The sequence below is a fragment of the Pelagimonas sp. genome (assembly GCF_050633425.1).
In the GTDB taxonomy this organism is placed as follows: Bacteria; Pseudomonadota; Alphaproteobacteria; order Rhodobacterales; family Rhodobacteraceae; genus Pelagimonas.
Genome location: NZ_JBOEGM010000004.1, coordinates 166,462 through 191,886, shown reverse-complemented (window position 1 = coordinate 191,886; position 25,425 = coordinate 166,462). Strand labels below are relative to the sequence as shown.

General features: G+C 55.5%; 19 protein-coding genes, 1 tRNA gene and 1 pseudogene. 15 read left to right on the top strand and 6 right to left on the bottom strand.

Annotated features, from left to right (window positions below; genetic code table 11):
* The first annotated feature begins 241 nt into the window (after positions 1 to 241).
* A complete protein-coding gene (gyrB, locus tag ACRBB0_RS02825) occupies positions 242 to 2,677 on the top strand; it encodes a DNA topoisomerase (ATP-hydrolyzing) subunit B (RefSeq protein WP_431372879.1) in 2,436 nt (811 codons plus the stop codon).
* A gap of 195 nt (positions 2,678 to 2,872) precedes the next feature.
* Here gyrB and ACRBB0_RS02820 read toward each other — a convergent pair.
* From ACRBB0_RS02820 to ACRBB0_RS02805, 4 genes are all read right to left on the bottom strand, one after another.
* Positions 2,873 to 2,950, bottom strand: a tRNA-Arg gene (locus ACRBB0_RS02820).
* A 55-nt stretch (positions 2,951 to 3,005) separates the two neighbouring features.
* The gene (locus ACRBB0_RS02815) at positions 3,006 to 5,189 is read right to left on the bottom strand and encodes a thiamine pyrophosphate-dependent enzyme (protein WP_431372878.1); all 2,184 of its coding nucleotides are present in this window, start codon (positions 5,187 to 5,189) and stop codon (positions 3,006 to 3,008) included.
* 103 nt (positions 5,190 to 5,292) lie between these two features.
* A complete protein-coding gene (locus tag ACRBB0_RS02810) occupies positions 5,293 to 6,177 on the bottom strand; it encodes a LysR substrate-binding domain-containing protein (protein WP_431372877.1) in 885 nt (294 codons plus the stop codon).
* The gene (locus ACRBB0_RS02805) at positions 6,174 to 7,070 is read right to left on the bottom strand and encodes a LysR substrate-binding domain-containing protein (RefSeq protein WP_431372876.1); all 897 of its coding nucleotides are present in this window, start codon (positions 7,068 to 7,070) and stop codon (positions 6,174 to 6,176) included. Before ACRBB0_RS02805 ends, ACRBB0_RS02810 begins: the two co-directional genes overlap by 4 nt.
* A 101-nt stretch (positions 7,071 to 7,171) precedes the next feature.
* Here ACRBB0_RS02805 and ACRBB0_RS02800 point away from each other — a divergent pair, with 101 nt between their 5' ends.
* The gene (locus tag ACRBB0_RS02800) at positions 7,172 to 8,461 is read left to right on the top strand and encodes an NAD(P)/FAD-dependent oxidoreductase (RefSeq protein WP_431372875.1); all 1,290 of its coding nucleotides are present in this window, start codon (positions 7,172 to 7,174) and stop codon (positions 8,459 to 8,461) included.
* On the opposite strand, the gene ACRBB0_RS02795 is transcribed toward ACRBB0_RS02800, so the two are convergent.
* A complete protein-coding gene (locus ACRBB0_RS02795; RefSeq protein ID WP_431372874.1) occupies positions 8,458 to 9,165 on the bottom strand; it encodes an SDR family oxidoreductase in 708 nt (235 codons plus the stop codon). The two genes, ACRBB0_RS02800 and ACRBB0_RS02795, sit on opposite strands and share 4 nt — an antisense overlap.
* Positions 9,166 to 9,277: 112 nt before the next feature.
* Between ACRBB0_RS02795 and ACRBB0_RS02790 the strand changes: the two genes are divergently transcribed.
* The 8 genes and pseudogenes from ACRBB0_RS02790 (at position 9,278) to ACRBB0_RS02755 (ending at position 17,011) form a co-directional block, all read left to right on the top strand.
* A complete protein-coding gene (locus ACRBB0_RS02790) occupies positions 9,278 to 10,147 on the top strand; it encodes a LysR substrate-binding domain-containing protein (RefSeq protein WP_431372873.1) in 870 nt (289 codons plus the stop codon).
* Between the two features lie 158 nt (positions 10,148 to 10,305).
* The gene (locus tag ACRBB0_RS02785; RefSeq protein WP_431372872.1) at positions 10,306 to 11,982 is read left to right on the top strand and encodes a cytochrome D1 domain-containing protein; all 1,677 of its coding nucleotides are present in this window, start codon (positions 10,306 to 10,308) and stop codon (positions 11,980 to 11,982) included.
* Between the two features lie 123 nt (positions 11,983 to 12,105).
* Positions 12,106 to 13,908 carry a NapC/NirT family cytochrome c gene (locus ACRBB0_RS02780; protein WP_431372871.1) on the top strand — a complete coding sequence of 601 codons (1,803 nt, stop codon included), beginning with the start codon at positions 12,106 to 12,108 and terminating at the stop codon, positions 13,906 to 13,908.
* Positions 13,909 to 13,970: 62 nt separating this feature from the next.
* Positions 13,971 to 14,384, top strand: coding sequence for a cupredoxin domain-containing protein (locus tag ACRBB0_RS02775; protein ID WP_431372870.1), 414 nt, complete (start codon positions 13,971 to 13,973; stop codon positions 14,382 to 14,384).
* Positions 14,385 to 14,616: 232 nt separating this feature from the next.
* Positions 14,617 to 15,288, top strand: coding sequence for a hypothetical protein (locus ACRBB0_RS02770; RefSeq protein ID WP_431372869.1), 672 nt, complete (start codon positions 14,617 to 14,619; stop codon positions 15,286 to 15,288).
* Positions 15,289 to 15,603: 315 nt separating this feature from the next.
* Positions 15,604 to 16,110 (top strand): annotated as a pseudogene (locus ACRBB0_RS02765) (hypothetical protein).
* A gap of 41 nt (positions 16,111 to 16,151) precedes the next feature.
* Positions 16,152 to 16,721 (top strand): contact-dependent growth inhibition system immunity protein, encoded by a 570-nt coding sequence (locus ACRBB0_RS02760; protein ID WP_431372868.1) that lies wholly within the window; start codon positions 16,152 to 16,154, stop codon positions 16,719 to 16,721.
* A gap of 95 nt (positions 16,722 to 16,816) precedes the next feature.
* Positions 16,817 to 17,011 (top strand): hypothetical protein, encoded by a 195-nt coding sequence (locus ACRBB0_RS02755; protein ID WP_431372867.1) that lies wholly within the window; start codon positions 16,817 to 16,819, stop codon positions 17,009 to 17,011.
* Here ACRBB0_RS02755 and ACRBB0_RS02750 read toward each other — a convergent pair.
* On the bottom strand, positions 17,008 to 17,895 hold the full coding sequence (locus ACRBB0_RS02750; RefSeq protein WP_431372866.1) for a LysR family transcriptional regulator: 888 nt from the start codon (positions 17,893 to 17,895) through the stop codon (positions 17,008 to 17,010). The genes ACRBB0_RS02755 and ACRBB0_RS02750 overlap by 4 nt on opposite strands.
* 139 nt (positions 17,896 to 18,034) lie before the next feature.
* Between ACRBB0_RS02750 and ACRBB0_RS02745 the strand changes: the two genes are divergently transcribed.
* From ACRBB0_RS02745 to atzF, 5 genes are read left to right on the top strand one after another with little or no spacing between them, the layout of a single operon-like run.
* Positions 18,035 to 19,657, top strand: coding sequence for an ABC transporter substrate-binding protein (locus tag ACRBB0_RS02745; RefSeq protein ID WP_431372865.1), 1,623 nt, complete (start codon positions 18,035 to 18,037; stop codon positions 19,655 to 19,657).
* On the top strand, positions 19,657 to 20,676 hold the full coding sequence (locus ACRBB0_RS02740; RefSeq protein ID WP_431372864.1) for an ABC transporter permease: 1,020 nt from the start codon (positions 19,657 to 19,659) through the stop codon (positions 20,674 to 20,676). Before ACRBB0_RS02745 ends, ACRBB0_RS02740 begins: the two co-directional genes overlap by 1 nt.
* Complete coding sequence (locus ACRBB0_RS02735; protein WP_431372863.1) at positions 20,676 to 21,557, top strand: ABC transporter permease; 882 nt, start codon at positions 20,676 to 20,678, stop codon at positions 21,555 to 21,557. Before ACRBB0_RS02740 ends, ACRBB0_RS02735 begins: the two co-directional genes overlap by 1 nt.
* A gap of 3 nt (positions 21,558 to 21,560) precedes the next feature.
* Positions 21,561 to 23,189, top strand: coding sequence for a dipeptide ABC transporter ATP-binding protein (locus ACRBB0_RS02730; protein ID WP_431372862.1), 1,629 nt, complete (start codon positions 21,561 to 21,563; stop codon positions 23,187 to 23,189).
* An 18-nt stretch (positions 23,190 to 23,207) separates the two neighbouring features.
* Entirely contained in the window at positions 23,208 to 24,986 is a 1,779-nt protein-coding gene (atzF, locus tag ACRBB0_RS02725; protein WP_431372861.1) for an allophanate hydrolase, read from the top strand.
* The last annotated feature ends 439 nt before the right edge of the window (positions 24,987 to 25,425 follow it).

The window sequence follows — 25,425 nt, the reverse complement described above, 5'->3', positions numbered from 1 at the left end:
TGCCGAGGACGTTGCGCATCTCTGTGTCATATCACCTTGAAAAAGAACCGCTATTCTTGGCGCGACATTCCCAGTGAGTCACAAATTCCACGCCACTGAGGCTGAACAATCACTAGGACCAGACCCTAAGCCGAAAGGGTTGCCAAATGCGGGAAATAGAAACACCAAATCTTGTGTCATCTGCGTGACAAACCCACATGATCCCGCTATAAATTGCCTTCAAATAACAAAGGAAACGGACATGTCCGACACCGCAGGCAAGCCTGAAGAATATGGCGCGGATTCCATTAAGGTTCTCAAAGGCTTGGAGGCGGTTCGCAAACGCCCCGGGATGTATATTGGCGACACGGATGACGGCTCTGGCTTGCATCACATGGTCTATGAGGTCGTCGACAATGGTATCGACGAAGCTTTGGCCAAACATGCCGATTATGTAAATGTCAAAATCCACGCGGATTCCAGTGTTTCCGTTCGGGACAATGGCCGTGGTATCCCCGTTGATATCCACCCCGAAGAAGGCGTTTCAGCGGCCGAGGTCATCATGACCCAGCTTCACGCCGGCGGTAAGTTTGACAGCAATTCCTACAAGGTGTCCGGCGGTCTGCACGGTGTGGGCGTTTCCGTTGTAAATGCTCTGTCTGTCTGGCTCGAACTGCGCATTTGGCGCAACGGGAAAGAGCATTACGCCAAGTTTGAACATGGCGATTGCACCGAGCATTTGGTCGTCGTGGGGGATGCCGACGGCGAAAGTGGGACTGAGGTCCGGTTTTTGGCATCCACCAAAGACAACACACCAGACGGGACATTCTCAAATTTAGAGTTTTCGTTTGAAACGCTGGAAAAACGTCTGCGTGAACTGGCGTTTTTGAACTCGGGTGTGCGCATCATTCTGGAAGATGAACGCCCGGCTGAACCTCTGAAAACCGAGCTGTATTTTGAGGGCGGCGTAAACGAGTTCGTCAAATATCTGGACCGTTCAAAGCAGGCGGTGATGCCTGATCCGATCTATATCAACGGTGAAAAAGACGACATCGGCGTGGAAATCGCCATGTGGTGGAACGACAGTTACCATGAAAATGTTCTACCATTTACAAACAACATCCCTCAGCGGGATGGTGGTACGCACCTTGCGGGGTTCCGCGGTGCCCTGACCCGTCAAATTCAGAAATATGCGCAGGAAAGTGGGATCGCTAAGAAGGAGAAAATCTCCTTTACCGGCGATGACGCGCGCGAGGGGCTTACGGCGGTTTTGTCGGTCAAAGTCCCTGATCCCAAATTCAGCTCGCAGACCAAAGACAAGCTGGTTTCATCAGAAGTCCGCCCGGCGGTTGAGAGCATGATGGGCGAAAAGTTGGCGGAATGGTTCGAAGAAAATCCAGCCCAAGCCAAGCAAATCGTTGGGAAAATCATCGAAGCGGCCTTTGCGCGTGAAGCGGCGCGCAAAGCCCGTGAATTGACCCGTCGTAAAACCGCAATGGATGTGAGCTTTAACGCCGCCAAGCTCAAGGATTGTTCTGAAAAAGATCCGTCCCTGACCGAACTCTTTCTGGTGGAGGGGGACTCCGCCGGTGGTTCTGCGCAAACCGGGCGTGACCGGAAAAATCAGGCGATTTTGCCGTTGCGTGGTAAGATTTTGAACGTTGAGCGCGCCCGTTTTGACCGAATGCTTGGCAGCCAAGAGATCGGCAACCTGGTGATGGCGCTGGGCACGGGTATTGGCCGTGATGAGTTCAACATCGAAAAATTACGCTACCATAAGATTGTCATCATGACCGATGCGGACGTTGACGGCGCGCATATTCGAACGCTGTTGTTAACGTTCTTTTATCGTCAAATGCCGGAACTGATTGAGGGTGGATACCTCTATATTGCCCAACCGCCATTGTTCAAAGTGGCGCGCGGTAAGTCAGAAGTTTACCTCAAGGATCAGTCAGCTTTGGATGATCACCTGATCCACCAAGGCATTGAGGGCGCTCAATTAAAACTTGGTACAGGCGAAGTTATTGTCGGCCAGGATTTGATCCGAGTGGTCGAAGAAGCACGTCAGTTGCGCCGTGTGATTGAAGCTTTCCCAACCCATTACCCGCGCCACATCCTTGAACAGGCCGCCGTTGCCGGTGCCTTTGTTCCGGGGGCTGTCGATAGCGATTTGCAAGGCGTTGCGGACAAAGTTGCGAAGCGTTTGGACATGGTTGCGCTTGAATATGAGCGCGGTTGGAATGGCCGTATTACGCAGGATAAAGGCATCCGATTGGCCCGAATTCTGCGCGGCGTTGAAGAAGTTCGCACCATGGACGGCCCGATGTTGCGGTCCGGTGAAGCGCGTAAAACTGGTAGCTTCACCGAAAGCCTTCAGTCCATTTATGGCACGTCAGCAACGCTTGAACGCAAAGATCGTCTTCAGGTCATCAATGGTCCGATTGAGCTGCTCAAGGCGGTTCTGGAAGAGGGTGAAAAGGGTCTGTCGCTACAGCGCTACAAAGGTTTGGGCGAAATGAACCCGGATCAGCTGTGGGAAACCACGCTTGACCCAGATGCCCGCACTTTGTTGCAGGTCACGGTTGATGATATGGCCGAAGCGGATGATCTGTTCACCAAGTTGATGGGTGATATCGTTGAACCGCGCCGTGATTTCATTCAGCAAAACGCTCTGAGCGTCGAAAATCTAGACTTCTGATACAGTTCAAGGGGTTGCGTAGCCGCGCGACCCCTCCGACCGCTGAGACGAGGGGGCGGCGTGTTTTGAATTTGGTCACCGACCATCAAAACATCCCATTGTTAAGCGCGCGGTTGCCCAACATCCGACTCCAAAGCTGCCACTCCAAAGCTGCCAACGGGCTTAGCGGATCATTCATGAGATGATTTGGAAAAGTGGCGAGCCCTGGAGGACTCGAACCCCCGACCTGAGAATTAGAAGTTCCCTGCTCTAATCCAGCTGAGCTAAGGGCCCGCAATTTGAAAGTTGGTATGGGCAATTGCCAAAGCAGTGTCAACTTGCTTGTCCGTTAAGACTCTTTCCAAAACCGTTCCGCGACCTGTGCAATGCTCGCACGTGACGGCATGGTCGCGGCGTAGGCTGGCCCTGTGGCGATAAAACTGTCTTCGGCGGCGATGCGCATATGTGGCAGATCCGATTGTTCGTGCAGCAAGGCCATCAAAGCTTCGGATTGGCTTCCGGTGCGGCGACATTCGTCGACAATCAACACCTTTTCCGCCCCTTCCAACGAGGCGAGTATCCCCTCGATCGGCAAAGGGGCGAGCCATCGCATATCAATAACCCGCGTTTCGATACCCTTAGTATGTAGATCAATCGACGCTTGCGTACTGAGGTAACGTCCATTGCCATAGGTCAGGATGGCCAATGGCCCGTCACCTTCAACACCAACGTCACCCAGCGAAATGCGCTGATCCGGGCTCGGATAATGGCACAGCCAGCCCGAATCTTTGTCCGTCGCAAGATCGCGCATGGGATACAGCGCAATAGGCTCAATCATCACCACAACGCGGTTCTCTTCACGCGCCAACCGTACGCATTCGCGCATCATTTTCGCGGCATCGTCCCCACGCGATGGGCAGGCAATAATCACGCCGGGAATGTCGCGCAAAACCGCCAGCGAATTATCGTTATGGAAATGCCCACCAAAGCCCTTTTGGTAGCCAAGGCCAGCAACGCGCACCACCATAGGATTGCTAAACTGACCGTTGGAAAAGAAGGGGAGCGTCGCAGCTTCACCGCGCAATTGGTCTTCGGCATTGTGCAGATAGGCCAAGAATTGAATTTCCGGCATCGGGACAAACCCGTTATGGGCCATGCCAATTGCCAATCCCAAAATGCTTTGTTCATCCAGCAATGTGTCGATCATTCGATCAGCACCAAACCGATCAACAAGCTTTTGGGTGACGCCATAAACACCGCCTTTGCGGCCAATATCTTCGCCCATCATGACGATCTCGTTATGCTCAAGCATCAGATCGGTCAGCGCCCAGTTCAGCAGGCGCGACATAGATTGCGGTGTGTCTAACTGTCTGAAATCAGGGCCAAAGGCCGCTTGCCGCGCCTCTTGTGACGGCCCGTTTGTTTGGGTGCACACCCGGCTTGGCGGCACAATCGACGCCATCACATCACTGGCGGTTTTCAAGCGCGGACGTTTGATAACCTCGGCTGCAACGCGGGCGCAATCATCTTCGCTCTTTTGATAAATCTCTAGGGCGTGGGACGGGTTTAAAGCCCCTTTGTCCGCCAAAAGCCGCACCGAATGCAGCAACGGATCATCCGCCTCCCACCCTTCGAAAACGTCTTTCTTGAGATAGGTTTGCTGGAGGTCCGATCCTGCATGGCCATAAAGGCGAACCAACGTTATGTGCAAAAACGCGGGTTTGCGGTGTCGCCGCACATAATCGGCGGCCTCTTTTGCAACCCGGTAGGTGTCGTAGAGATCAAGCCCATCGGCACAAAAGTACTTCAGACCCGGCTTGGCACTATAGTTGGCGGCTACCCAACCGCGCGGCGTCCGGGTCGAAATCCCGATCCCATTGTCTTCACACACAAAAAGCAGCGGCAAAGGCGCAGATTGATAAGACGTCCAGCAGGCCGAATTGATCGCGCCTTGCGCCGTTGAATGGTTTGAAGACGCATCGCCAAAGGAGCACATCACAATGCCATCTTTGGCCAGGTTTTGCAGTTCAGGCGGATGACGCTGTGCAAGCCCGATGGAATAGGCCGCGCCCACCGCTTTGGGCAGATGGCTGGCAATCGTTGAGGTCTGCGGTGGAATTGCCAGCGCCTTGGAGCCAAGAACCTTGTGTCGGCCGCCACTTATCGGGTCTTCGGATGATGCTGCAAAACTCAGCAGCATATCACGGGTCGGATCCACGCCGGGCACTTGCGTCGACCGCATGGTTTGAAACGCCCCGTCGCGATAGTGCAAAAACGCCATATCCGTCACGCGCAGCGCGGCGGCCACGGCCGCCATTCCCTCGTGCCCGGACGAACCAATGGTGTAATAGCCTTGCCCGTCCGCTTGCATTTTGCGCGACCGACGGTCGAGATTCCGGCTTAGGCATTGGGCGCGAAAAATGTCGATGGCATCCGCATCACCTAATGGCCCGCCTGCGGGATGTCCCGTTGGAAAATCCCCTGTAGCGATCCGATCCCGAAACGCCTTATCAACAATGTCTGCACGGTCCATACCCGAAGCCCTTTATTAGCGGAACCACACCCGGCACTCTATCCAGTTATATCCTGCGGGTTTAGTACTGATACCAGACTAAAATCATTCCTAGATGGAATACCTAAATGGGCACCTGCGACAGGACCCATCCCTCAAAGTTTAACACTTCTTGCCGGGCCTGACCTGCCGGTCGGACGAGATAATAGCCCTTTCCGGTCTGCAATTCCGGGCCAAGAATGCGAACCAAATCACCGGATGCCAGCTCAGACGCAACGATGTCCTTAGGGACAATTGCGGCCCCCAAACCGGCCTTCGCGCCGGCAATAACCATAGAATGTTGATCAAAATAGGCCCCATTCCGGCGCGCCGGAATATCCAAGCCAGATTTCTCCGCCCAATCGGCCCAAGCGTCAGAGCGGCTGCTCAGGTGCAATAGCGGAACCCGAGTGAGATTTTCAGGCCCCTGCAAATCATAGGCATCCCTAAAACTTGGCGCGCAAACCGGCACCATCTTATCCTCGAACAGATAGGTCATTTTGGTGCCAGGCCAATTGTCGCTTCCATAATGAATGGCCAGATCAAAACTGGCCCGGTTGAATTCAAACGGGTCCAACTGGGTCGCAAGGCTGATTTCAGTATTGGGATGTTTGCGCATAAAATCAGGTAGTTTTGGGATCAACCAAAGATTGGCAAAGGTCGGGAGGATCGCAATCGAGACGTGATCCTTGCCAGCCCCGGCTGATGTGGCTTGTCGCAGAGTGTCCTGCAATCGCGCCAAATCCTGGCCCAATTTTTCGGACAAGTTTCGCCCTGCTGTGGTCAAGACAACACCACGTCCCACCCGTTGAAACAGGTCAAAACCAAGATCGGTCTCCAACTCTTTGATCTTTTTGCTAACCGCACTTTGCGTCATCCCAAGCTCTTGGGCGCAGGCCGTAAAACTTTGGTGTCGGGCAGCGGCATCAAAGCAGCGCAGTTGGGTCAGGCTCGGAACGCGTTCCATCATGAGGAATGCTCAGGGGTTTGTGTGTTCAACCAATTCCGAAACCGGATCAGGGGCACATGTCGGTCTTGCGATGTGGGCCAGACTAAAAAATACCCGCCCAGAGACACCAAAGGTCCGTCAAACGCCAAAACCAACCGCCCGCGTTCTATCTCGTCTTCGGCCAAAAAATCGGGAACCAGAGCAACCCCCAATCCATGAACGGCCGCCTGTGTCATGGTGGATGATTGATCAAACAACATCCCTTCAAGGCCCGAAACACTGTGACCCAGATGATGAAACCAACGCTCCCAGGAATCGGGGTGGGTTTCAAGATGCAGCAGCGGAAGGGTTAACAATTGCCGCGCATCCTTGACGGAATGTTCCAACACACTCGGCGCACAAACCGGTAAAACTTGCTTGGGAAACAACGGCATATAATTTACATCTGGCCAATCCTTTTTGCCATAGTGAATAGCCGCCTGCGCGGGGTTGTCTTCAAAGCCGAAAGGAAGGCTATGAGTTTGAAGATTAACAGTTACCTCGGGGTTCAAACGTGCGAAATCCTTGAGCCGCGGTGCCAGCCAGTTTAACCCAAATGCCGGAAGAATTGATAGGTTTAGGCTACCCCCCGATGGGTTTGCACGCAGTTTGATGGAGGCCTGCGACAGGCGTTCCAACAAAAATCGAGCCTCTTTGACAAATTCCAAACCGGCTGGTGTTAGCGACAGTTTCAACTGATCGCGGGCAATCAGATCGACACCCATTTGCGCCTCAAGTTGTTTGAGCTGATGACTGACCGCGCTTTGGGTCAGCGATAAATCTTTGGCCGCCGCCGAGGCGCTCCCAAGACGCGAGACAGCCTCAAGCGCCAGGAGCGAAGAAATAGAGGGGAGAAACCTGCGCTGTGTAATCATAGAAGGAATGCTCATACTAAAGTGAAGCGGTTTCAATAGGAAATTGAGCGAGGTTTGGGCAAAAATCGCGCCTGAACATTCTGAGCCTAGGGAGGGGCTTCTTGACGTCGCGCAGCACAAACAAAATCACGGATAGTCTTTGGCACGAAACCTGTGCCGAACACATCGTAGCCCCCGCGCTCAACTCAGAAGTGACGACCGACTTGCTGATCATCGGTGGCGGTTACACGGGCCTATCTGCAGCGTTGCGGGCTGCTGAATCCGGGGTTTCTGTGCGGGTTATTGAGGCCTTTACCATCGGGCATGGTGGCTCGGGCCGCAATGTTGGCTTGGTAAACGCAGGGCTGTGGCTACCTCCCAAGGATATCAATGCCACGCTGGGCACCGATGCGGGCGAACGTTTGACACGTATTCTCGGGGCCGCGCCAAATCTGGTGTTCGATACAATCCGTCGCCACGATATCTCGTGCGAACCGGTTCGAAATGGCACCTTGCATTGTGCCCACGCGCCCTCAGGTTTGCGCGATCTGGAAAACCGATTTTCGCAACTCTCTGCGCGCGGTGCCCCGGTGACGTTGTTAAATCGTGATGAGGTCATAAGCCGGGTCGGATCGAAACATGTACACGGAGCTCTGTTCGATCCGCGGGCCGGCACGATTCAACCGCTTGCCTATGCTATTGGCCTGGCGCGTGCGGCTCAACAGGCTGGCGCGATTGTGCATGAGCAGACCTCAGCTCTCGACATCGAGAAGGTGGGTGATGCCTGGCGGGTTCAGACCAAGAAGGGACGGATCAGCGCAAAACAGTTGATCGTCGCGACGAATGGTTATGCCATCCCTGTCAGGGGTTTACCCGATCCCAAAGTCATCCCTGTCCACTACTTTCAGGCTGCGACCGAACCTCTGACACCCAAACAGCAAGCCTCGATTTTGGACAACAAGGAAGGGTGCTGGGATACCGCAATGGTTATGTCGTCTTGGCGTTTGGATGGCGCCGGGCGGTTGATTATTGGCGGTATGGGACAGCTGGGGCATTTGGGGCAGGGGGCGCATTTGGGCTGGCTCAAACGCAAATTGGCCAAGATGTTTCCCGCCTTGGCCGGTACGGACTTTGGCCATACCTGGTTTGGCCGCATCGCCATGACCGAGGAATATCTACCCAAAATCCTGCAACTTGATGACACTGCGCTCATCAGTTTTGGCTATTCTGGGCGTGGCATTGGGCCGGGTAGCGTGTTTGGCAAGGCGATGGCCGACGCATTGATGTCAGGAGACATGTCGCAACTGCCGCGTGCGCCGACGCGTCATCACCACATTGCCCATGTTGGATTGCGCCAAGCCTATTATGAAACCGGCGCAACCTTAACGCATTTGGTCAAAGATCGGGTTTAAACTGAGCGGGTTATTCCGCCATCGACGCGGATGTTTTGCCCGGTGATATAGGCCCCGCCCTTTGACGCCAGAAATGCCACTGTTGCTGCGATCTCACCATAAGAGCGTCCATAGCGGCCCATTGGAATCTGGGCGCGGAACGTTTCATTCTCTGGCAGGCTGTCGATAAATCCCGGCAGAACGTTGTTCATTCGAACATTATCCGCCGCGTATTCATCGGCAAACAGCTTCGTATAAGACGCGAGCCCGGCGCGCATCACCGCAGAAGTTGGGAAAACGGGGCTCGGTTCAAAGGCCGCAAAGGTTGAGATGTTGATGATCGCCCCGGATTTCTGGGCGATCATTTGGGGCGCTATGATGCGTGTGGCGCGGACCGCATTTAGGAAATAGACGTCCATTCCGATGTGCCATTGCTCGTCCGTGATCTCAAGAATTGGCGCGCGGGGGCCATGCCCTGCGGAATTCACCAACACGTCGATGCGGCCCCATTTTTCCATGACGGCGTCGGTCAGTTTCTGCAAATCTTCATTGGATTGGTTGGATCCGGTCACCCCAATGCCGCCCAATTGCTCGGCGAGTGTCTGCCCTTTGCCCGAGGAAGACAGGATCGCCACATTGAACCCGTCCTTGGCCAATCGTCTGGCGGAATCGGCACCCATGCCGCTGCCACCTGCGGTGACGATGGCAACTCTTCTCTCTGACATGATGGTCTCTTTCTTAGTCGCGTCGCGATTAGACTGGACTCTGGGCGCGGATTTGACCAATCAGTTCTTCTGCTTTAAGATCGCAGAAAAACTATAGGCTAAAGCGGCAAATATGCGCGACCTTCCTCCCTTGAATGCGCTTAAAGCGTTTGAAGCAGCCGGTCGCCACCTTACCTTTGGCCATGCCGCAGAAGAGCTTGGTGTGACCCACGGTGCGGTGGCGCAGCATGTGCGCGCATTGGAGGAGCGTTTGCAGACCAAGCTGTTCGACAGACATGCGCGCGGGCTTTATTTGACCGAGGAAGGCCGCCGATATCTGCCGTCGATACAGCGCGCATTTGATATGATGTCTGAGGCAACCAAGGATTTGAGACCTCAAGAAGAAGTGGTGACCATAAGCACAACGCCATCTTTTGCCACCCGTTGGTTAGTGCCGCGATTGGGGGCGTTGGCTGGGGCGCATCCAGATTTGCGCGTGCACATTGATGCCTCAAGTCAGCGCGCAAATTTTCAAACCGATGGCGTCGATATTGCAATCCGACAGGGCGCGAGCCCCTTTCCCGGATTAGATTCAAGCTTGTTGTTTTCCTCTAATCTGATCGCGGTTTGTCATCCAAGATTTTTGACCGGGGATGCCCCGCTAGAGAGCGCTCAGGACCTGGAGAGATTTGTTTTGCTGCAAGATGCGCACGGGCTTTGGCCGGTCTTTCTTCAAACCTTTTTCCCAGCCGTTCGTCTGCCGGGCATGAAGGTGATGAACTTTAGTCAGACCGCACTGGCGATTGATGCCGCCATTGCCGGGCAGGGGGTTGCGTTGACCTATCGCGATTTTGTTGAAACCGATCTGCAACAGAACAGGCTAAGCCAACCCTTTCCTCAGGAACTCTTGATGGAAGATGGGTTTCACATTGTGGCACCGCGCCAGCCGCGTCGCCCCAAAGTTGTTGAAACGATGCGACGTTGGTTGCTGTCCCAATCCTAAAGGTGCTTCGAAAATACCCATATAAATAAGGCCCCGCGCGCGAAGGGTGAATAGCAGGGCGGCGCGGTTTTTCGTGACTGCCATTGACAATTGTCAAGACGAGACTCACCCCATGGGCGCATCTTCCGCTTGCCTCACCAAGCAAACGGAGAGTGATTATGTCACTTGGAATCACCCAAAAGAAAGTACGCGGCGCGCTAGGGGCAGGTTTTGCCATGATCCTCGGCAGCGTTGCTATGCCCGCATTCGCCGAAGGTCCGACCCTAAGCGAAGAAGCCTTTGAGGCTTCGAAACAACTTTATTTCGAACAATGCGCGGGCTGCCACGGCGTTCTGCGTAAAGGCGCGACAGGCAAGAGCCTCGAGCCTGTTACCAAGAAAAAAGCCGCAGACGGCACCGAAATCATCGGTGGTACGCTGAAACTCGGCCAGGAGCGTCTTGAAAAGATTATCGCCTGGGGAACCGAAGGTGGCATGAACAATTTCTCGGACATTATGACCGAGCAGGAGATCAAGGACATGGCGACGTACATCCAAATGGATGCACCCAAACCACCAGAAATGTCGCTGGCGCAAATGTTGGAAACCCGCAAGGTTTACGTCGAAGAAGCTGACTATCCAACCGAGCCGCTCCACGGCCGCAACTGGGAAAACTTCTTTGTCGTCATCGAACGGGATGCCGGTAAAGTTGCTGTTGTCGACGGCGACACCAAAGAAGTTCTGGTCCACATCCCAACCGGGTATGCGGTACACGTTCTCAAAGCGTCTGAGCACCATAAAATCGAAGAGCCCGAAAATCCCGGTCGCTTCTGGTATACAATGGGCCGCGACGGCAAAATGACCAAAATCGACCTTTGGCAGACTCCTGACAAGATGTTGGTTTCCGAGGTTAAAATCGCCTATGACGCCCGTGATGTTGCCGTATCCGGCGATGGCAAATACGTCATCGGTGGTGGCTACTGGCCGCCGCATTTCGCGATCGTTGACGCGGTGACCATGGAGCCGGTCAAAGTTGTGTCCACACGGGGCGTGAACGTTGACGGTGAGTACGTCGAAGAAGCCCGTGTTGCGGCGATCTACACCACTCCGAACGAACCGACATGGATCGTTGCCGTGAAAGAACTTGGTCAGCTGTGGCAGGTCGATTACTCCGACCTCGACAACCTGAGCATCGACAAAATTGATAGCGCCAAGTTCCTGCACGATGGGTTCTTTGACCCAACAGGCCGCTACTTCCAGATCGCCGCGAACGCGTCGAACAAAATGGTTGTTGTCGACACTGAAACCCACAAGCTCGAAGCGATGATCGACGTTGCTGCTCTGCCGCACCCCGGTCCTGGCGCGAACTGGGTTGACCCGAACTGTGGCCCCGTTGCTGGCACCACACATTTGGGCGTTGGGACTGTGACCGTTTGGGGCAATGACCCAGCTGGCCACCCAGACAACGCATGGAAAGTCTGCTACGAAACCGAAACAGACGGCGCAGGCCTGTTTGTTCGGACTCACCCGAACTCTGACTACATCTGGGCGGATCAAACCAAACACCCAGAGCCAGAGATTCAGCAGTCTGTTCAGGTTATCTCGAAAGAGACTGGTGAAATCGTCAAGACCATCCAGATCACCGAAGACGAAGGCAGCGCCGCTGTTCACTTCGAATTCAACGCGGACGGGACCGAAGTTTGGGTCTCCAAGTGGAACCTGTCTGACTCGCTCGAGCCAAACGGTGAGATCGTGATCTTTGACGCCAAGACATTGGAAGAAATTGGCCGCGTCAAAGGGCTCTATGCGCCTACCGGCAAATTCAACGTCTACAACCGTTCCAACCACGTCACCTAAGTGATGGTTTGAAACGACACATAGGGGGCGGGCCATGCGCCTGCCCCTTTTTGCATCCTTCTGAAATTCCTCAAGCAATGATGTCGGGCATCTCCGGCAAACAGCTAAGAACGGAGCCAGGACATGACCGATAACGGTCCCGATGAGAAAAAGCCGATCTGGCGGCGGTACTTCCTGTTTGGAATGCCCCTCGCTGGAATCGCCGGGGTTTTCGCCGCCGGTATTATCTTCTGGGGTGGGTTTAACACCGCCATGGAAGCCACAAACACCATGCCATTTTGTGTCTCATGTCACGAAATGGGCGACTATATTTACACCGAATACGAAGGCACCATCCACGACGTGAACCGGTCTGGTGTTGGGGCCGTGTGTTCTGACTGCCACGTGCCCAAGGATTGGACGCACAAGATTATCCGCAAGATCAAAGCGTCCCGCGAAGTCTGGGGCAAGCTGACCGGGACCATTTCGACACCGGAAAAGTTTGACGCCAAGCGTTTGCATCTGGCGATGAATGAATGGGAGCGGATGAAATCGACCGACTCGATTGAATGTCGTAACTGTCATGACTTCCAATCGATGATGCCAGAGTTTCAAAAGCCGCGTGCGCGTCAACAGCACTTGAACGCCATGCAAACGGGCCAGACCTGTATTGATTGCCACAAGGGTATTGCGCACCTCGATCTGCGTGATCGGGCCGACGAAGATTATCTCGCAACGCTCGAAGCGCCAAATCCCAAGTTTATCCGCGAAGTGCCTCAGGCCTATCTTGATAGCCTCGCGCGTGTTGAAGCCCAAGAAGCTGATGCCGCAGCCGCTGCCAAGGCCGACAAAGACGCGGATCGTGCGAAATTGCTCGCCGCTGTTGAGGCCGCCCGCGTTGATGAGCGTGCCATTGTTGAAGCCGAAATGGCTGGCAAGGTTGAAGAATCCGCCGCCGCAGGCCCCGGTATCGGAGCCGACCTTGATTGGAGTGCTGCTGGCTCTGCCGATATGACTCTATTCTACCCCGGCCAAGCGTCGTTTGAATGGGTTCAGAACGGCAAAACTCATGGGGGCGCACGTCCGTTGACCAAGGGTGGCGATGCCTGCACCACGTGCCACGCGGCGGAACTTGATGTGATCGGTGCCAAGATCGTTGCAGGTGGCGGGGGCAAAAAGGACGAGCTGGAGCCAACCCCGATTCCGGGCAAGCGCGGCACCATCCCGGCCACGATCCAAGCCACCCATGACGGAGAAAACGTCTATTTCCGTCTGCAGTGGGAAGACGGCGGGCACAATCCTGCACCCTTTGTCGAGGGTGGCAAAATGGACCCCGACAACCAGATCAAAGTGGCGATGATGATCACCGGCACAGGTATCGAAATGGGTGATCAAGTGGGCTGTTGGGCAACCTGTCACGCCGACAATACCTATATGCCAACCGATCCGGGTGCCGAAGCGATTGCTGCCAATTCGGATGTTGCGGCGCAACTGCAGGCGACTGGCACAATCACCAAATACCTGAGCGAAAGCCGGACTGATATCGAGATTAAGGGCCGTCGCGGCGCTATTCTTGGTGGCTGGGACAAGATGCAAACATCTGAAGCGATTGAACAATACCTCAAGGATGGCACCTTTATGGATCTGATGCGTGTTTACGCCGATGGGTCTTCGGCCAACGGGTATCTTCTTGAGCGTCGGGTTGTGAATGATGGCGAAATGGCCGCTGAGGCAGCGCTTGGTGCCGACGGTATGTGGACTGTGACGTTCTCTAGGAAACTGGTTTCGGGTGCGCCCGGTGATGTGCCGCTAGAGGCCGGCAAAACCTACACTGTCGGCTTTGCGATCCACGACGATTACACATCGGCGCGGTTCCACCACGTGACGCTGAACACCAGCCTCGCGCTGGACAGTGCCGATGCGATCATCAACGTTGTCGGTCAATGAAACACGTGCTGCGGCTGGTACCTCCGGCCGCAGCATTCTTTGTCTCAGAAGTAGGGTTTAGGATGAAACCAATTGTTTTTGCTTTGTTTTCTGCGGCTGCGCTGGGCGCGGCCCTGCCTGTTTGTGCACGTGGGGCAAAAGACCCCGCGGTGATCTGCGCCGAGGCCGAAGAGCGCTATGTCGAGATGTTCGGCATGCCCTCTGCTGATGCCGAAGGCGTGCGCGTTGTCACCATGTACAAATACAATTTCTGCCCTGCGCACATAACCGTACTGGTTGGCACCACCGTGCGCTGGGTCAATGTCGACAAACGCACAAGCCATTCCGTCCAGGTCGGCAGCACCCCCGAATCCGACCGCGCCTTCCCCGAGGAATACATCGAATTCACCTTTCTGGTTCCCGGCGACCAAGATTATCTCTGTGGCCCACACTGGGAAACACAAAAGATGATCGGAATGGTGACGGTCCAAGACTGACCCCAACAGCGCTTCAAAAGCGTCAGGCGCAGGCCATCAAGCTCGGTCGGCTGTGCCGCGTGCTGCCCAAGCAGTCATAAGAATGCCCGGTAGATAACCGCGCGATCTTTGGTAAAATCGTTAGATGATGAAGCTTCTAGACAGAATCCTAGGGCGCTCTCGCTTGCTCACGGTTGATGAAGGAACAAGACGCGCAATCGCCAGGACTGGCGAACGCCCTTTGTGTGACTGTATGTCCTCTCAACACATCAAACGAGGACAACGGAACGAGCTTTCTTTTCATAACGACCGCCCTGAAGAGACCTGCCTGGCGTGGGCAAAGCTATTGAAACTGGTCGAGCAAGCGGCAGAAGATGGGCGCGAAACGTTTGAGCCTGGGGCAGAACTCGAATGGGATGACTGGACAAAAATCACCACGCTTCCTGCATCAATTGGCAAACTAAAGAACGTTCGATCCATGCTGCTATATGGGAGCAATCTGGTGTCTATTCCACTGCAAATTGGGGATATGACCAGCCTTACCAAGCTTGATCTATACACATCTTATCGCTTGCATTGGCTCCCATATGAAATCGTGCGATGCGGAAATTTGACAGATACCCGACTGAGTACGCGTGCTCTTTACGGGAACTATAAGTTTCGCCCACCGTTTCCTAGGCTGCGGCCTTATGTCCAGGGCTTTGAACCGGAGACTTGTAGTGTATGCGATGAACTCTTCGACAAATTTACCGATCATCGACCCCAGCAGTTTTGGCTCTCATTGAAGGTAGGATCAGACGTGTTGCCTCTTCTGGTTCACGCCTGTTCCAAAGCCTGTGTTGAACGCCTACCTTCACCAAGCGCGGGTTACATTGCCAAGCCGCATAAAGGTGGGCTTGGGCAGGCTCAGCCCAAATTGCGATAGCCAGTTTCCACGACCGCTTTGGCCACTTCCAACAGTTTCTTTTGAGCAGGATGACCCGAGAAATCGGGTGTTATCACATTGAAGATATTGGGAGACTTCAACGTGCCAGTTTTCCCGACTCACCATACACTAATGTTCAACATCAGTACCCCTTGCCCTAAAGGACACGCGCCCATCGTAAACCGAAGTCCTGCGCGAGGTCTTTTTCAATCAGTGCTTGCGCTAGCTTGTTACTGAGAAAGAACGTGCGTCTGAAACTGGGGTCAACGGGCCTATCTGAATACGCTGATCGGCTTAGGGGTAGCCCCTGCGGGGTTGGCCGCGAAGTTGTTGCGCCGTAGAGGGCGGCGTGGTGAGACAAGTAATCCCGACCGTTTGCGTGACGAACTATTGCACGAAGCGGAAAACGCCCGTCGTCTGCCATCCGATGCCGACTGGGACACAATCGACAACCCCGGCATCCGCTGGGGCGGGCCGATCAAAGAACAAGGCGGACCATGGGAGGATCATCTTGAACGACTGGGCGATTTGGGCAAGCGTACACCGGACAACTTCAAGACATTCGATTTCCGGGACCGCGATGCAGGCATTGCGACAAGTGCAAAGTCACTGGACACACGAGCGCCGGGATAGGTGAATCGGCCCAGCCGTATCTATGGCGCATTGAAGCGGTACATCGACCATATCGACGGATTTGATGGGTCCACTCTCAATACCCTCCCATTGCGTCCCGAACAGATCGACCTCAAACGCCTTGAGCTCGCCGTTCCAAATGACACCACCCCGGAGCAGCTTACTCAAATTCAACGGGCGATAGACTAAGCTGAAAGTTTGGGGATCGACGTAGAAGTGAGCCGTATCCGATGAGAAAAGTCCTGACCACAGAAGAATGGATTGCGAAACGGCGCGCTGAGGCAGCGGAGCGAAAAAAGCGCGCCAAGCCTCCCAAAGAGCACAAAAGTGCCTATGTCACGGGCTATCGCAAATTCACGGAAATCGCCTCACACGCGGTTTATGGGATCTCCTATCCAGACCCCAAGGGGTATCATGAGTATCTATCGCCAGACCTAACTGCACTCGAAATCGCTGGGCACGCGCGGGCCGCGCTCTTGGCCAGCCGGTTCATCACGCCAGACCATCCAGAGTGGGATGGCGTCATCCGTTTTCCAACAAAGGAAGAATTCAAGGCGTGGGAAGAAGCAGACAAGGCGCGCGCTGGTGTCAAGACGCTGAAAGCCTTGTTCAACGGCGCAGGCCATGTTTCGCTACGGTTGCAAGGTGGTCAGATCGAAATCAAACCATGGCGCTATCGCGGGCGTGGCCATTGGGAGGGCATTCGCGGCCATGATGATACTGTCTTGCCAGAAGACGTGTCAGACGAAGTGTTAGGTAAGGCCATTTTGGACGCATTGGAAATAAGCCGCAAAGCGTAGGCTTTTCCGGGAGACGCCATATAAAGCAAAGCGTGTTGCCAGAGCAGCGATATGGCGTTTCGTCCACTCTCCAGACGCCCAGCTTGACCATGTGAATGACCGCTTCCACAATGGCTGGACAAGAAGGCGACTTCCGCATTGGGCTGATTGCGGCCTTTCGTTCGACGGCGATCAATGTCTGTTTGGCGCAGTCGCAATCCTACAAAACACGGATTGCCGTGGGCCAGCCTTTTCGGCGCAGGCGGGATGCCTGTTATTCCAAGTCCCCGGTGCATTCATGCTCTTGCTAAGAAAGTGCGGTGACAACTTGAGTTGCGAATTTAAGAGCCGCAACAGGAAGAGTCCGGCCGCGAAGATGACCGAGGTAGAGCTCTCCGCCCGAAACATCTCTTTCAGAGATGGGCACGAACGCCATATCGGGACGGGCCAGAGCATTTAAACCAACGGGAATTTGAAAACCGATACCCTGCCCATAGGCTGCAAAATGCCGAACCATGTCGAAACTGTCTGTTTCAAGGACAGGTTCGAGTTTCCGATCAATCCGTGCCGATGCCTGATCCAACAGGACGCGTACGCCAAACTGTGATGCCGGCAGGACGAGATCATATTCAAGGCAATCTCGAAGTCGCAGGCTGTCCCTGTCCGCCAACGGATGTGCGGCGGACATCACTGCCATCACGGGTTGATGCATGGCATGCAGCACTTCGAAATCCACCATATGGGCGGGCTCGAACACCAATGCCAGATCGCTTTCGAAATTGACCAGATCACGTTCGGCCTGAATACGGTCACGGACATTCACCGTGAACGTCACATCGGGAAATTCTGCGCGATATTTCGAAATTTCGCGTGGCAGAAAGTAGGGCAGCAAGGCTTGCGAACAGGCAATCTTGACTTGCCCCCTGCGGACACCTGAAAGGTCTGCGACCTGGCCATGGACACGGGCCAAATCCTGTCGCTGAAGCCGGATGTGGTGAAGCAAGAGCTCTCCCGCCGGGTTCAGGCGCATCCCGCGCGCAAGACGCTCAAAGATTTCTGAGCCAAACTCCTCTTCGAATGCCTGAATACGTCTGTTCAGGGCCGAGGCGGTGATGTTGGTGTCTTCTGCCGCTTTTCGGATCGAACCCGAGCGATGCACGGCTTCAATCATGTCGTAGATCAAGAGATGTCGCATCACATCAAACCTGCCCGAATGAAGGAAAAAACTAAGTGATGCAAAAAATGCATCGCTACGCTTCTTTCTTAACATTTGTTTGCATCGCTTGAAAGCGGCAGGCTGGAGAAAATCCGGTATTGCTCGCAAAGGACTCGCCATGACCGACACTTCACGCAGAACTTTTCTGAAACTCACCGGCGGCACGGTTGGTGCAGCCATGCTGCCGTTCCTGAAAGCGATGCCGGCACAGGCCCAGTCGAACGGCAGGATCGTTGTCGTGTCGGGCCAGACCATCAACAGCCTTGATCTGCATCGTACAGGGACAAACCGGGCCTCCTACCAAGTCGCGGTGAACTGCTATGACCGATTGGTCAGCTTTGGAACCAAAGACACACCGGGCGGTGGCTTGTCCTACGATTACGATGTGATCGAGCCGGAACTGGCTGAAAGCTGGACCATTTCGGATGACGGCCTGACCATGACCTTCAAGATCAAGCCCGACGCAACTTTCTGGGACGGGCGCAAAGTCACAGCTGCCGATGTGAAGTGGTCGTTTGACCGGGCCGTCTCTGCTGGTGGCTTTCCGACCGTTCAAATGAAAGCAGGCGGTTTGGAACGCCCTGATCAATTCGAAGCGGTCGATGAAGAAACATTTGTCATCACGCTCGACAAGCCCTCCAAGCTGACTCTGCCTGACCTTGCCGTGCCGGTGCCATTTATCATCAACGCGGAGGTCGCCAAAGCAAATGCGACGGCAGACGACCCCTGGGCGATGGAATACCTGCACACGACGCCAGCAGGATCAGGCGCCTATAAGATCGTGCGCTGGGATCAGGGGCAGCAACTTGTTTATGAACGCAATGATGCCTGGGTTGGTGGACCCTTGCCAGGCTTTGAGCAGGTGATTGTCCGCGAAGTGCCAAGCCCGGCAACCCGCCGCGCGCTTGTCGAACGCGGTGACGTGCAAATGTCATTCAACATTCCGAACAAAGACGCTTCCGAACTCGATGCAATGGAGGGCGTGGACGTCTATTCGACGCCCATTGAGAATTGCATCCATTGCCTCTGCCCGAATTTTAATTTCGAGCCATTTCAAGACGCTAACGTGCGCAAGGCACTCGCCTATGCCATCCCCTATGAGGCCATCTTCCAGACTGCGGCCTACGGTCGAGGAGCGCCGATGTGGGGTGGTGGGGCTGAAATCTCCGATACGGCTTGGCCCCGCAAGTCGCCGTATATGACTGATATGGCCAAAGCCAAGGAGCACATGGAGGCCTCTGGTTTCGCCTCGGGCTTTGAAGTGCCTTTGTCAATCAGCCTTGGTCTGGCGGACTGGATGGAGCCAACCGCGCTTTTGATGCAGGAAGCATTCGCAGAGATCGGGATTAAGGCCCAGATTGAAAAGATTCCCGGCGCAAACTGGCGATCGGCGGCCTTGGTCGAAAAACGCCTGCCGCTGCACCTTGAGAACTTCGGCGGCTGGCTGAATACCCCCGATTACTATTTCTTCTGGGCCTACAAGCACGGGCACCTGTTCAACTCTTCGAACTACCTGAACGAGGAAATAGAAAAGCTTGTGGACAGCACGCTGCACATCCCGATGGATGACCCGGCCTATGCGCCCAACATCAAACGCATGTTCGAGATCGCGTTTGACGATCTTCCTCGAATCCCGCTTTGGCAGCCTGCTCTGAACGTCGCAATGAACGGCGCGGCTGGATATGAGTTCTGGTTCCACCGCCAGCTCGACGTGCGTCCACTGACCACGGCCACCAGCTGATGAGCGCACGGTCGAAAATGATCCTGGGCCGTTTGGCCCAGGCGATCCCCGTTGTGATGGGCGTTGTTGTGATCTCGTTTCTGCTCACACGCGCCCTACCAGGGGATCCCGCCGCCTACTTTGCAGGTCCGGCGGCGGATGCGGCGTCAATTGCCGAAATTCGAGAAGCGCTTGGCCTCGATAAATCACTCGTCCAGCAGTTCTTCTTGTACGTCGGCGATCTGGCGCGCGGTGATCTCGGCAGCTCACTGACAACGGGCCAGACAGTCGTGTCCGATCTGGCCGCCCGTTTGCCTGCCTCTCTTGAATTGACACTCGTCGCGTTGCTTTTGTCCTGCGCTATTGCCATTCCGTTGGGCGTTCTTGCGGCCACCCGGCCCGGAACATGGGTTGATCATCTGTGCCGAATTCTCGTGACAGCCGGTGTCTCAACCCCAACCTTTTTCACCGGGATCGTGCTGATTTATATTTTCTATTACCTCGCCGGTCTTGCGCCATCTCCTCTGGGGCGGCTCGACTTTATCTATCTCTCGCCCCCGCATGTCACCGGCTTTTACCTGATCGACGCCGCGATTGCGGGCGATTGGGAAACGTGGTTCGGAGCCCTCAAGCAACTGATCCTGCCGGCCACGACACTTGCCCTTTTCACACTGGCACCCATTGCCCGCATGACGCGCGCATCCATGCTCTCGGCGCTGTCGTCTGACTTTATCCGCACCGCCCGAGCCGCTGGCCTTGGCAGTCGCAAGGTTCTCTATGGTTACGCTTTTCGAAACGCGCTCCTGCCGGTCGTCACCACCCTTGGCATGGTCTTTTCCTTCACACTTGGCGCAAACGTCTTGGTCGAGAAAGTATTCGCCTGGCCGGGTATCGGATCTTATGCGGTCGAAGCGCTGGTGGTTTCGGACTACGCCGCCGTACAAGGCTTCGTTCTGGCCATGGCGCTTCTTTTTGTGGCGCTCAATCTCATCATCGATATCGCTTATGCGCTGATCGATCCTCGTATCGGATTGAATTGATGGTCGACGTAACAACAACCCGACCCACGGCCAAAGGCGACACAACCCTTGGGCACATCGCCTATGTCCTCAAGGACAACCCGGTCACGATGCTGGCCTTTGCGATGCTGGCCTTCTTTCTGGGCTGCGCGGTCTTCGGCCCCGCCTTGGTGCCCTTTGACCCGCTGGCCACAAATGCAAGCCGCGCGCTCGAAGCCCCCAGCTGGGATCATTGGTTTGGGACTGACAATCTGGGCCGTGACGTGTTCAGCCGGGTCATCGTGGCAACGCGCCTCGATTTAACCATATCGGTTGTGGCTGTGGCACTCAGCTTTGTCCTCGGGTCTGTCCTCGGCTCAATCGCAGGATATTGGGGCGGGTGGCTCGACGCTGTCCTGAACCGTTGCCTCGACACGATCATGGCGTTTCCGCTGTTCGTTCTGGCAATGGGCGTCGTGGCCGCGCTTGGCAACACAGTCGAAAATATCATCTACGCCACCGCAATCATCAACATCCCCTTCTATGCGCGCCTTGTGCGGGCCGAGGTCAACATCCGCCGGAATGCGGGCTTTGCACAGGCTGCCAAGCTGGCGGGCAATAGCGATCTGCGCGTGCTCGCCGTTCATATTTTTCCAAACGCCCTTCCGCCGATGATGGTGCAGGTTTCGCTCAACCTCGGTTGGGCCATCCTGAACGCGGCAGGCCTCAGCTTTATCGGCCTTGGCGTTCGCCCGCCGACACCCGAATGGGGGATCATGGTCGCCGAAGGCGCGAACTTCATTGTCTCTGGCGAATGGTGGCTCGCGGTTTTCCCTGGTCTGTGGCTCATGCTCGCGGTCTTCACATTCAACCTTCTCGGCGATGGTCTTCGCGACATCGTTGACCCCCGAAAGAGGACCTGAGCCATGTTGTCGATTAAGGACCTTTCCGTCGCATTCAAAACCCGAAAGGGCGAGGTGAACGCCGTGCGTGGTATCTCCCTCGATGTCGCGAAAGGCGAAACTTTGGGCATTGTCGGGGAAAGTGGATCGGGCAAATCTGTGACCTCTTACGCCCTGATGCGCATTCTTGATGCCGGTGGGCACATCCGAACTGGGAATGTGACCTATGGCGGGATCGACCTGCGCGCCGCATCAGAGCGAGACATGCGTGACATTCGTGGCCGTGAAATCTCGATGATCTTTCAGAACCCACGCGCTGCTCTCAACCCCATTCGGCGCGTTGGGCACCAAGTTGAAGACGTGTTGATCCGCCATGCGCAGGCGACAAGGCAGGATGCGAAGGCCAAAGCCGTTGCTGCCCTGGAAGCCGTCAAAATCAACGATGCCGCCGCCCGCTATGAGGCCTATCCGTTCGAGCTGTCAGGCGGCATGTGCCAACGGATTGTCATCGCCATCGCGCTGGCCTGCAAACCACAGCTGTTGATCGCAGATGAACCCACAACCGGGCTCGACATTACCACGCAAAAAGCAGTCATGGACCTTGTGGGTGATCTTGCGAAAGAGCGCGGCATGGGGATGCTTCTTATCACGCACGATCTTGGCCTCGCATCGCAGTATTGCGACCGTATTGTGGTCATGAAAGACGGCCTGATTGTCGAGCAAGGCGCACCGGACAAGCTCTTCACCGATCCCCAACACGCCTATACGCGTAAGCTTGTGGACGCGACACCACGTCTGGGCGCATCCATCAGAAACCTCTTGCCGCCCGAAGCGCGCAGTCCCGAACCCGAGCTTAAGGTCCATACGCGTCCGCTTCTGGAGGTACGTAACCTTGTAAAGACCTATCCGGGCAAATCGGGTCCGGTTCAGGCTGTGAAAGATGTGTCTTTCGACATCAAGGCTGGGCAGTCGCTGGGGCTTGTCGGTGAAAGCGGCAGCGGAAAATCCACGACTTCGGAAATGGTTGTGCGCCTGCAAGATCCGACCTCTGGGAATATCCTGTTTGAGGGGCACGACATCGCATCGACCCCATCAGGTCAGTTCATGCGTCACCCCGTGCGCCGAGACATCCAAATGGTATTTCAGGATGCGACCGACAGCCTGAACCCGCGTGGCACCGCCGCGTCTGCCATCGCAGAGCCGCTGGCCCGAATTGATCGGTTGCAGGGGGCAAAACTGTCCAATCGCGTGTCAGAGCTGGCGGAGTTGGTGGGCCTTCCACAACCGCTCCTGAGCCGTTTTCCACACCAACTCTCGGGTGGCCAGAAAGCCCGTGTTGGTATTGCACGCGCCATCGCATTGGAGCCGAAGCTCCTGATCCTAGATGAGCCGACTGCGGCGCTTGACGTCTCCATCCAAGCTCTCGTCCTCAATCTATTGGTGGATCTGCGGGCGCAAATGAACATGTCGTATCTGTTTGTCAGCCACGACCTCAACGTTGTGCGCCTGCTGTGTGACGAGGTTCTCGTCATGAAACAGGGAGAAATCGTTGATCGTGGTCCGACTGCGGCCGTGATGGACAACCCCAGCCACCCCTACACCCGCGCTTTGATCGAGGCCGCCCCGCAGCCGCCCGAACCTGTTGCCGCCTGAAACGGAAAGACCAAGACCATGACAAAAGACACGGCCCTGACACTTGATGCCCTGCATGATGCATATGACACTGGGGCGACCCCATCAGACATCGTGCGCGAGGTTTACCGGCGCATCGAAGCGGTGGGCGACCCGGCGATATTTATTCATCTTCGACCAATGGAAGACGTGATCGACGAAGCAGAGTCCTTGCCTGCACGCTCCGGGGCGCAGCCACTTTGGGGTGTTCCTTTCGTGGCAAAAGACAACATCGACGTGGCCGGACTCCCGACAACTGCCGCGTGTCCGTCCTATGCCTATACACCGGACCGCGACGCCTTTGTCATATCAAAGCTGCGGGCGGCGGGCGCATTGGTCATCGGCAAGACCAATCTCGACCAATTCGCAACCGGATTGGTCGGCGTGCGCACGCCCTATGGTGCCCCCAAAAATGCGATTGATCCCGATATTGTCCCGGGCGGGTCATCGGGCGGCTCGGGTGTTGCTGTCGGTCATGGCTTTGTCACGTTCTCGCTTGGCACAGATACGGCAGGCTCCGGCCGCGTTCCGGCGGCGCTCAACAATATCGTTGGGTTGAAACCGTCCTTGGGCGCATTGTCTGCAACCGGAGTGGTGCCTGCCTGCCGCACGCTCGATACCATCTCAATCTTCGCTGCGACTGTGTCCGACGCCTTTGCTGCGTTCCAAGTGGCCTGCGCAGAAGACACGGAAGACGCCTATTCCAAGAATCTAACTGCGGGACATCTGAACACGCCGTCGTCCGCCTTAAAGGTGGGGGTTCCTGATGCGGCCTCGCGGATTTTCTTTGGCGATACCGTGCAGGCTGAAAATTTCGAAACCAATCTGAAGCAGTTGCAAACACTCGGCGCGACGCTTGTGGAGCTCGATTTCTCGCCATTCTATGCCGTGGCGGAAATGCTCTACGAAGGGGCGTGGGTGGCTGAGCGCTATACCGTTGTCGAAGAAATCATGCAAAATACGCCAGATGCTTTGCATCCAACAACGGCAAAGATCATTGGCGCTGCCGAGAAGCTATCTGCTGCGGATGCGTTCCGAGGCATCTACCGATTGAAAGAGCTGGAACGGGCCGCAAATGAGCTGATGGCACAGGTCGATATGCTGTGTGTCCCGACGATCCCAACGTTCTATTCGGTGGCCGATCTTGAGGCTGACCCCGTGACCCCGAACTCAAACCTCGGCACCTATACCAATTTCGTGAACCTCTTGGACATGTGCGGCATAGCAGTCCCGTCGGAGCCGCGCAGCGACGGACGCCCAGGGTCGATCACTCTTTTGGCTCCCAGCGGTCAAGACGCGCTGGTGGCAAGTTTCGCGGCGGCTTTCGCCGGTGAAGCTGTTGCTGTCACACCAAACAGCGTCACAGAGGCGGAAATCGCTATTGCAGTATGCGGTGCCCATATGTCCGGCATGGCGCTCAACCATGAACTGACATCACGCGGCGGGCGGCTCCTCCAAGCGACGCATACCGCGCCGCGCTATCGTCTTTACGCTCTGGCCGGGGGGCCCCCCCAAAGGCCTGGTCTCCTTCGGATCGAAAAAGGTGCGAAGATCGAGCTTGAAGTCTGGGCTCTGCCGAAATCCGCTGTTGGTGCATTCCTTGAAGGAATTCCCGCACCGCTTTCGATCGGTACGGTTGAGCTTGAAAATGGCTCAAAGGCGCATGGTTTCCTTGTCGAAACGACCGGTGTTCAAGGTGCAGAAGATATCACTCATCTCGGTAGCTGGCGGACGTATCAGACATTGGGGCAACCCGGTGTCACTGAGCAGGTTAATTGACTGTACCTCGGGTCTGGACCTAAGAATTGTTCGATCTCAGCAAAGGAAACTATGTTCGTGCAGTTCCCTTTGCCCTGTGGGTGGCGCGGAACGAATGGGTCCAGCCCCGAGCCATCACGCCACAAAACCGTTTGGCGTTTCGACCCACAGTGTCGACACGCGGAAAGCCGACATGCGACATTGCGGGTCCGCTCGACACTGTGGGTGTAGGATGCAAAACTTGGGTGGATTTGGCTCTGGTCGCCTTGGGGCGGTGCAGTAAAACTTGACGTTCAAACCTGAAACTCATCCCAGCTTAACTTTAGTCAAGGTAAAGCTGCCTCTGCTGCCCCACTTTAGTCCCCACATACCGGCCCGAGCTTCACCCGCCGACCGACATACGAATCGACACCACAAAACCCGTGGTCGTCTGCGGGATATGCTTGGCCATTAGCCATCC

What these genes read in the sequence shown, in the direction of transcription:
- ACRBB0_RS02790 (WP_431372873.1), top strand. Translation starts at nt 9,278, where the DNA reads ATGCGCGACCTTCCTCCCTTGAATGCGCTTAAAGCGTTTGAAGCAGCC.
- ACRBB0_RS02815 (WP_431372878.1), bottom strand. Translation starts at nt 5,189, where the DNA reads ATGGACCGTGCAGACATTGTTGATAAGGCGTTTCGGGATCGGATCGCT.
- ACRBB0_RS02780 (WP_431372871.1), top strand. Translation starts at nt 12,106, where the DNA reads ATGACCGATAACGGTCCCGATGAGAAAAAGCCGATCTGGCGGCGGTAC.
- ACRBB0_RS02760 (WP_431372868.1), top strand. Translation starts at nt 16,152, where the DNA reads ATGAGAAAAGTCCTGACCACAGAAGAATGGATTGCGAAACGGCGCGCT.
- ACRBB0_RS02795 (WP_431372874.1), bottom strand. Translation starts at nt 9,165, where the DNA reads ATGTCAGAGAGAAGAGTTGCCATCGTCACCGCAGGTGGCAGCGGCATG.
- ACRBB0_RS02735 (WP_431372863.1), top strand. Translation starts at nt 20,676, where the DNA reads ATGGTCGACGTAACAACAACCCGACCCACGGCCAAAGGCGACACAACC.
- atzF (WP_431372861.1), top strand. Translation starts at nt 23,208, where the DNA reads ATGACAAAAGACACGGCCCTGACACTTGATGCCCTGCATGATGCATAT.
- ACRBB0_RS02805 (WP_431372876.1), bottom strand. Translation starts at nt 7,070, where the DNA reads ATGATTACACAGCGCAGGTTTCTCCCCTCTATTTCTTCGCTCCTGGCG.
- ACRBB0_RS02750 (WP_431372866.1), bottom strand. Translation starts at nt 17,895, where the DNA reads ATGCGACATCTCTTGATCTACGACATGATTGAAGCCGTGCATCGCTCG.
- ACRBB0_RS02745 (WP_431372865.1), top strand. Translation starts at nt 18,035, where the DNA reads ATGACCGACACTTCACGCAGAACTTTTCTGAAACTCACCGGCGGCACG.
- ACRBB0_RS02740 (WP_431372864.1), top strand. Translation starts at nt 19,657, where the DNA reads ATGAGCGCACGGTCGAAAATGATCCTGGGCCGTTTGGCCCAGGCGATC.
- ACRBB0_RS02775 (WP_431372870.1), top strand. Translation starts at nt 13,971, where the DNA reads ATGAAACCAATTGTTTTTGCTTTGTTTTCTGCGGCTGCGCTGGGCGCG.
- gyrB (WP_431372879.1), top strand. Translation starts at nt 242, where the DNA reads ATGTCCGACACCGCAGGCAAGCCTGAAGAATATGGCGCGGATTCCATT.
- ACRBB0_RS02730 (WP_431372862.1), top strand. Translation starts at nt 21,561, where the DNA reads ATGTTGTCGATTAAGGACCTTTCCGTCGCATTCAAAACCCGAAAGGGC.
- ACRBB0_RS02810 (WP_431372877.1), bottom strand. Translation starts at nt 6,177, where the DNA reads ATGATGGAACGCGTTCCGAGCCTGACCCAACTGCGCTGCTTTGATGCC.
- ACRBB0_RS02770 (WP_431372869.1), top strand. Translation starts at nt 14,617, where the DNA reads ATGTCCTCTCAACACATCAAACGAGGACAACGGAACGAGCTTTCTTTT.
- ACRBB0_RS02755 (WP_431372867.1), top strand. Translation starts at nt 16,817, where the DNA reads ATGACCGCTTCCACAATGGCTGGACAAGAAGGCGACTTCCGCATTGGG.
- ACRBB0_RS02785 (WP_431372872.1), top strand. Translation starts at nt 10,306, where the DNA reads ATGTCACTTGGAATCACCCAAAAGAAAGTACGCGGCGCGCTAGGGGCA.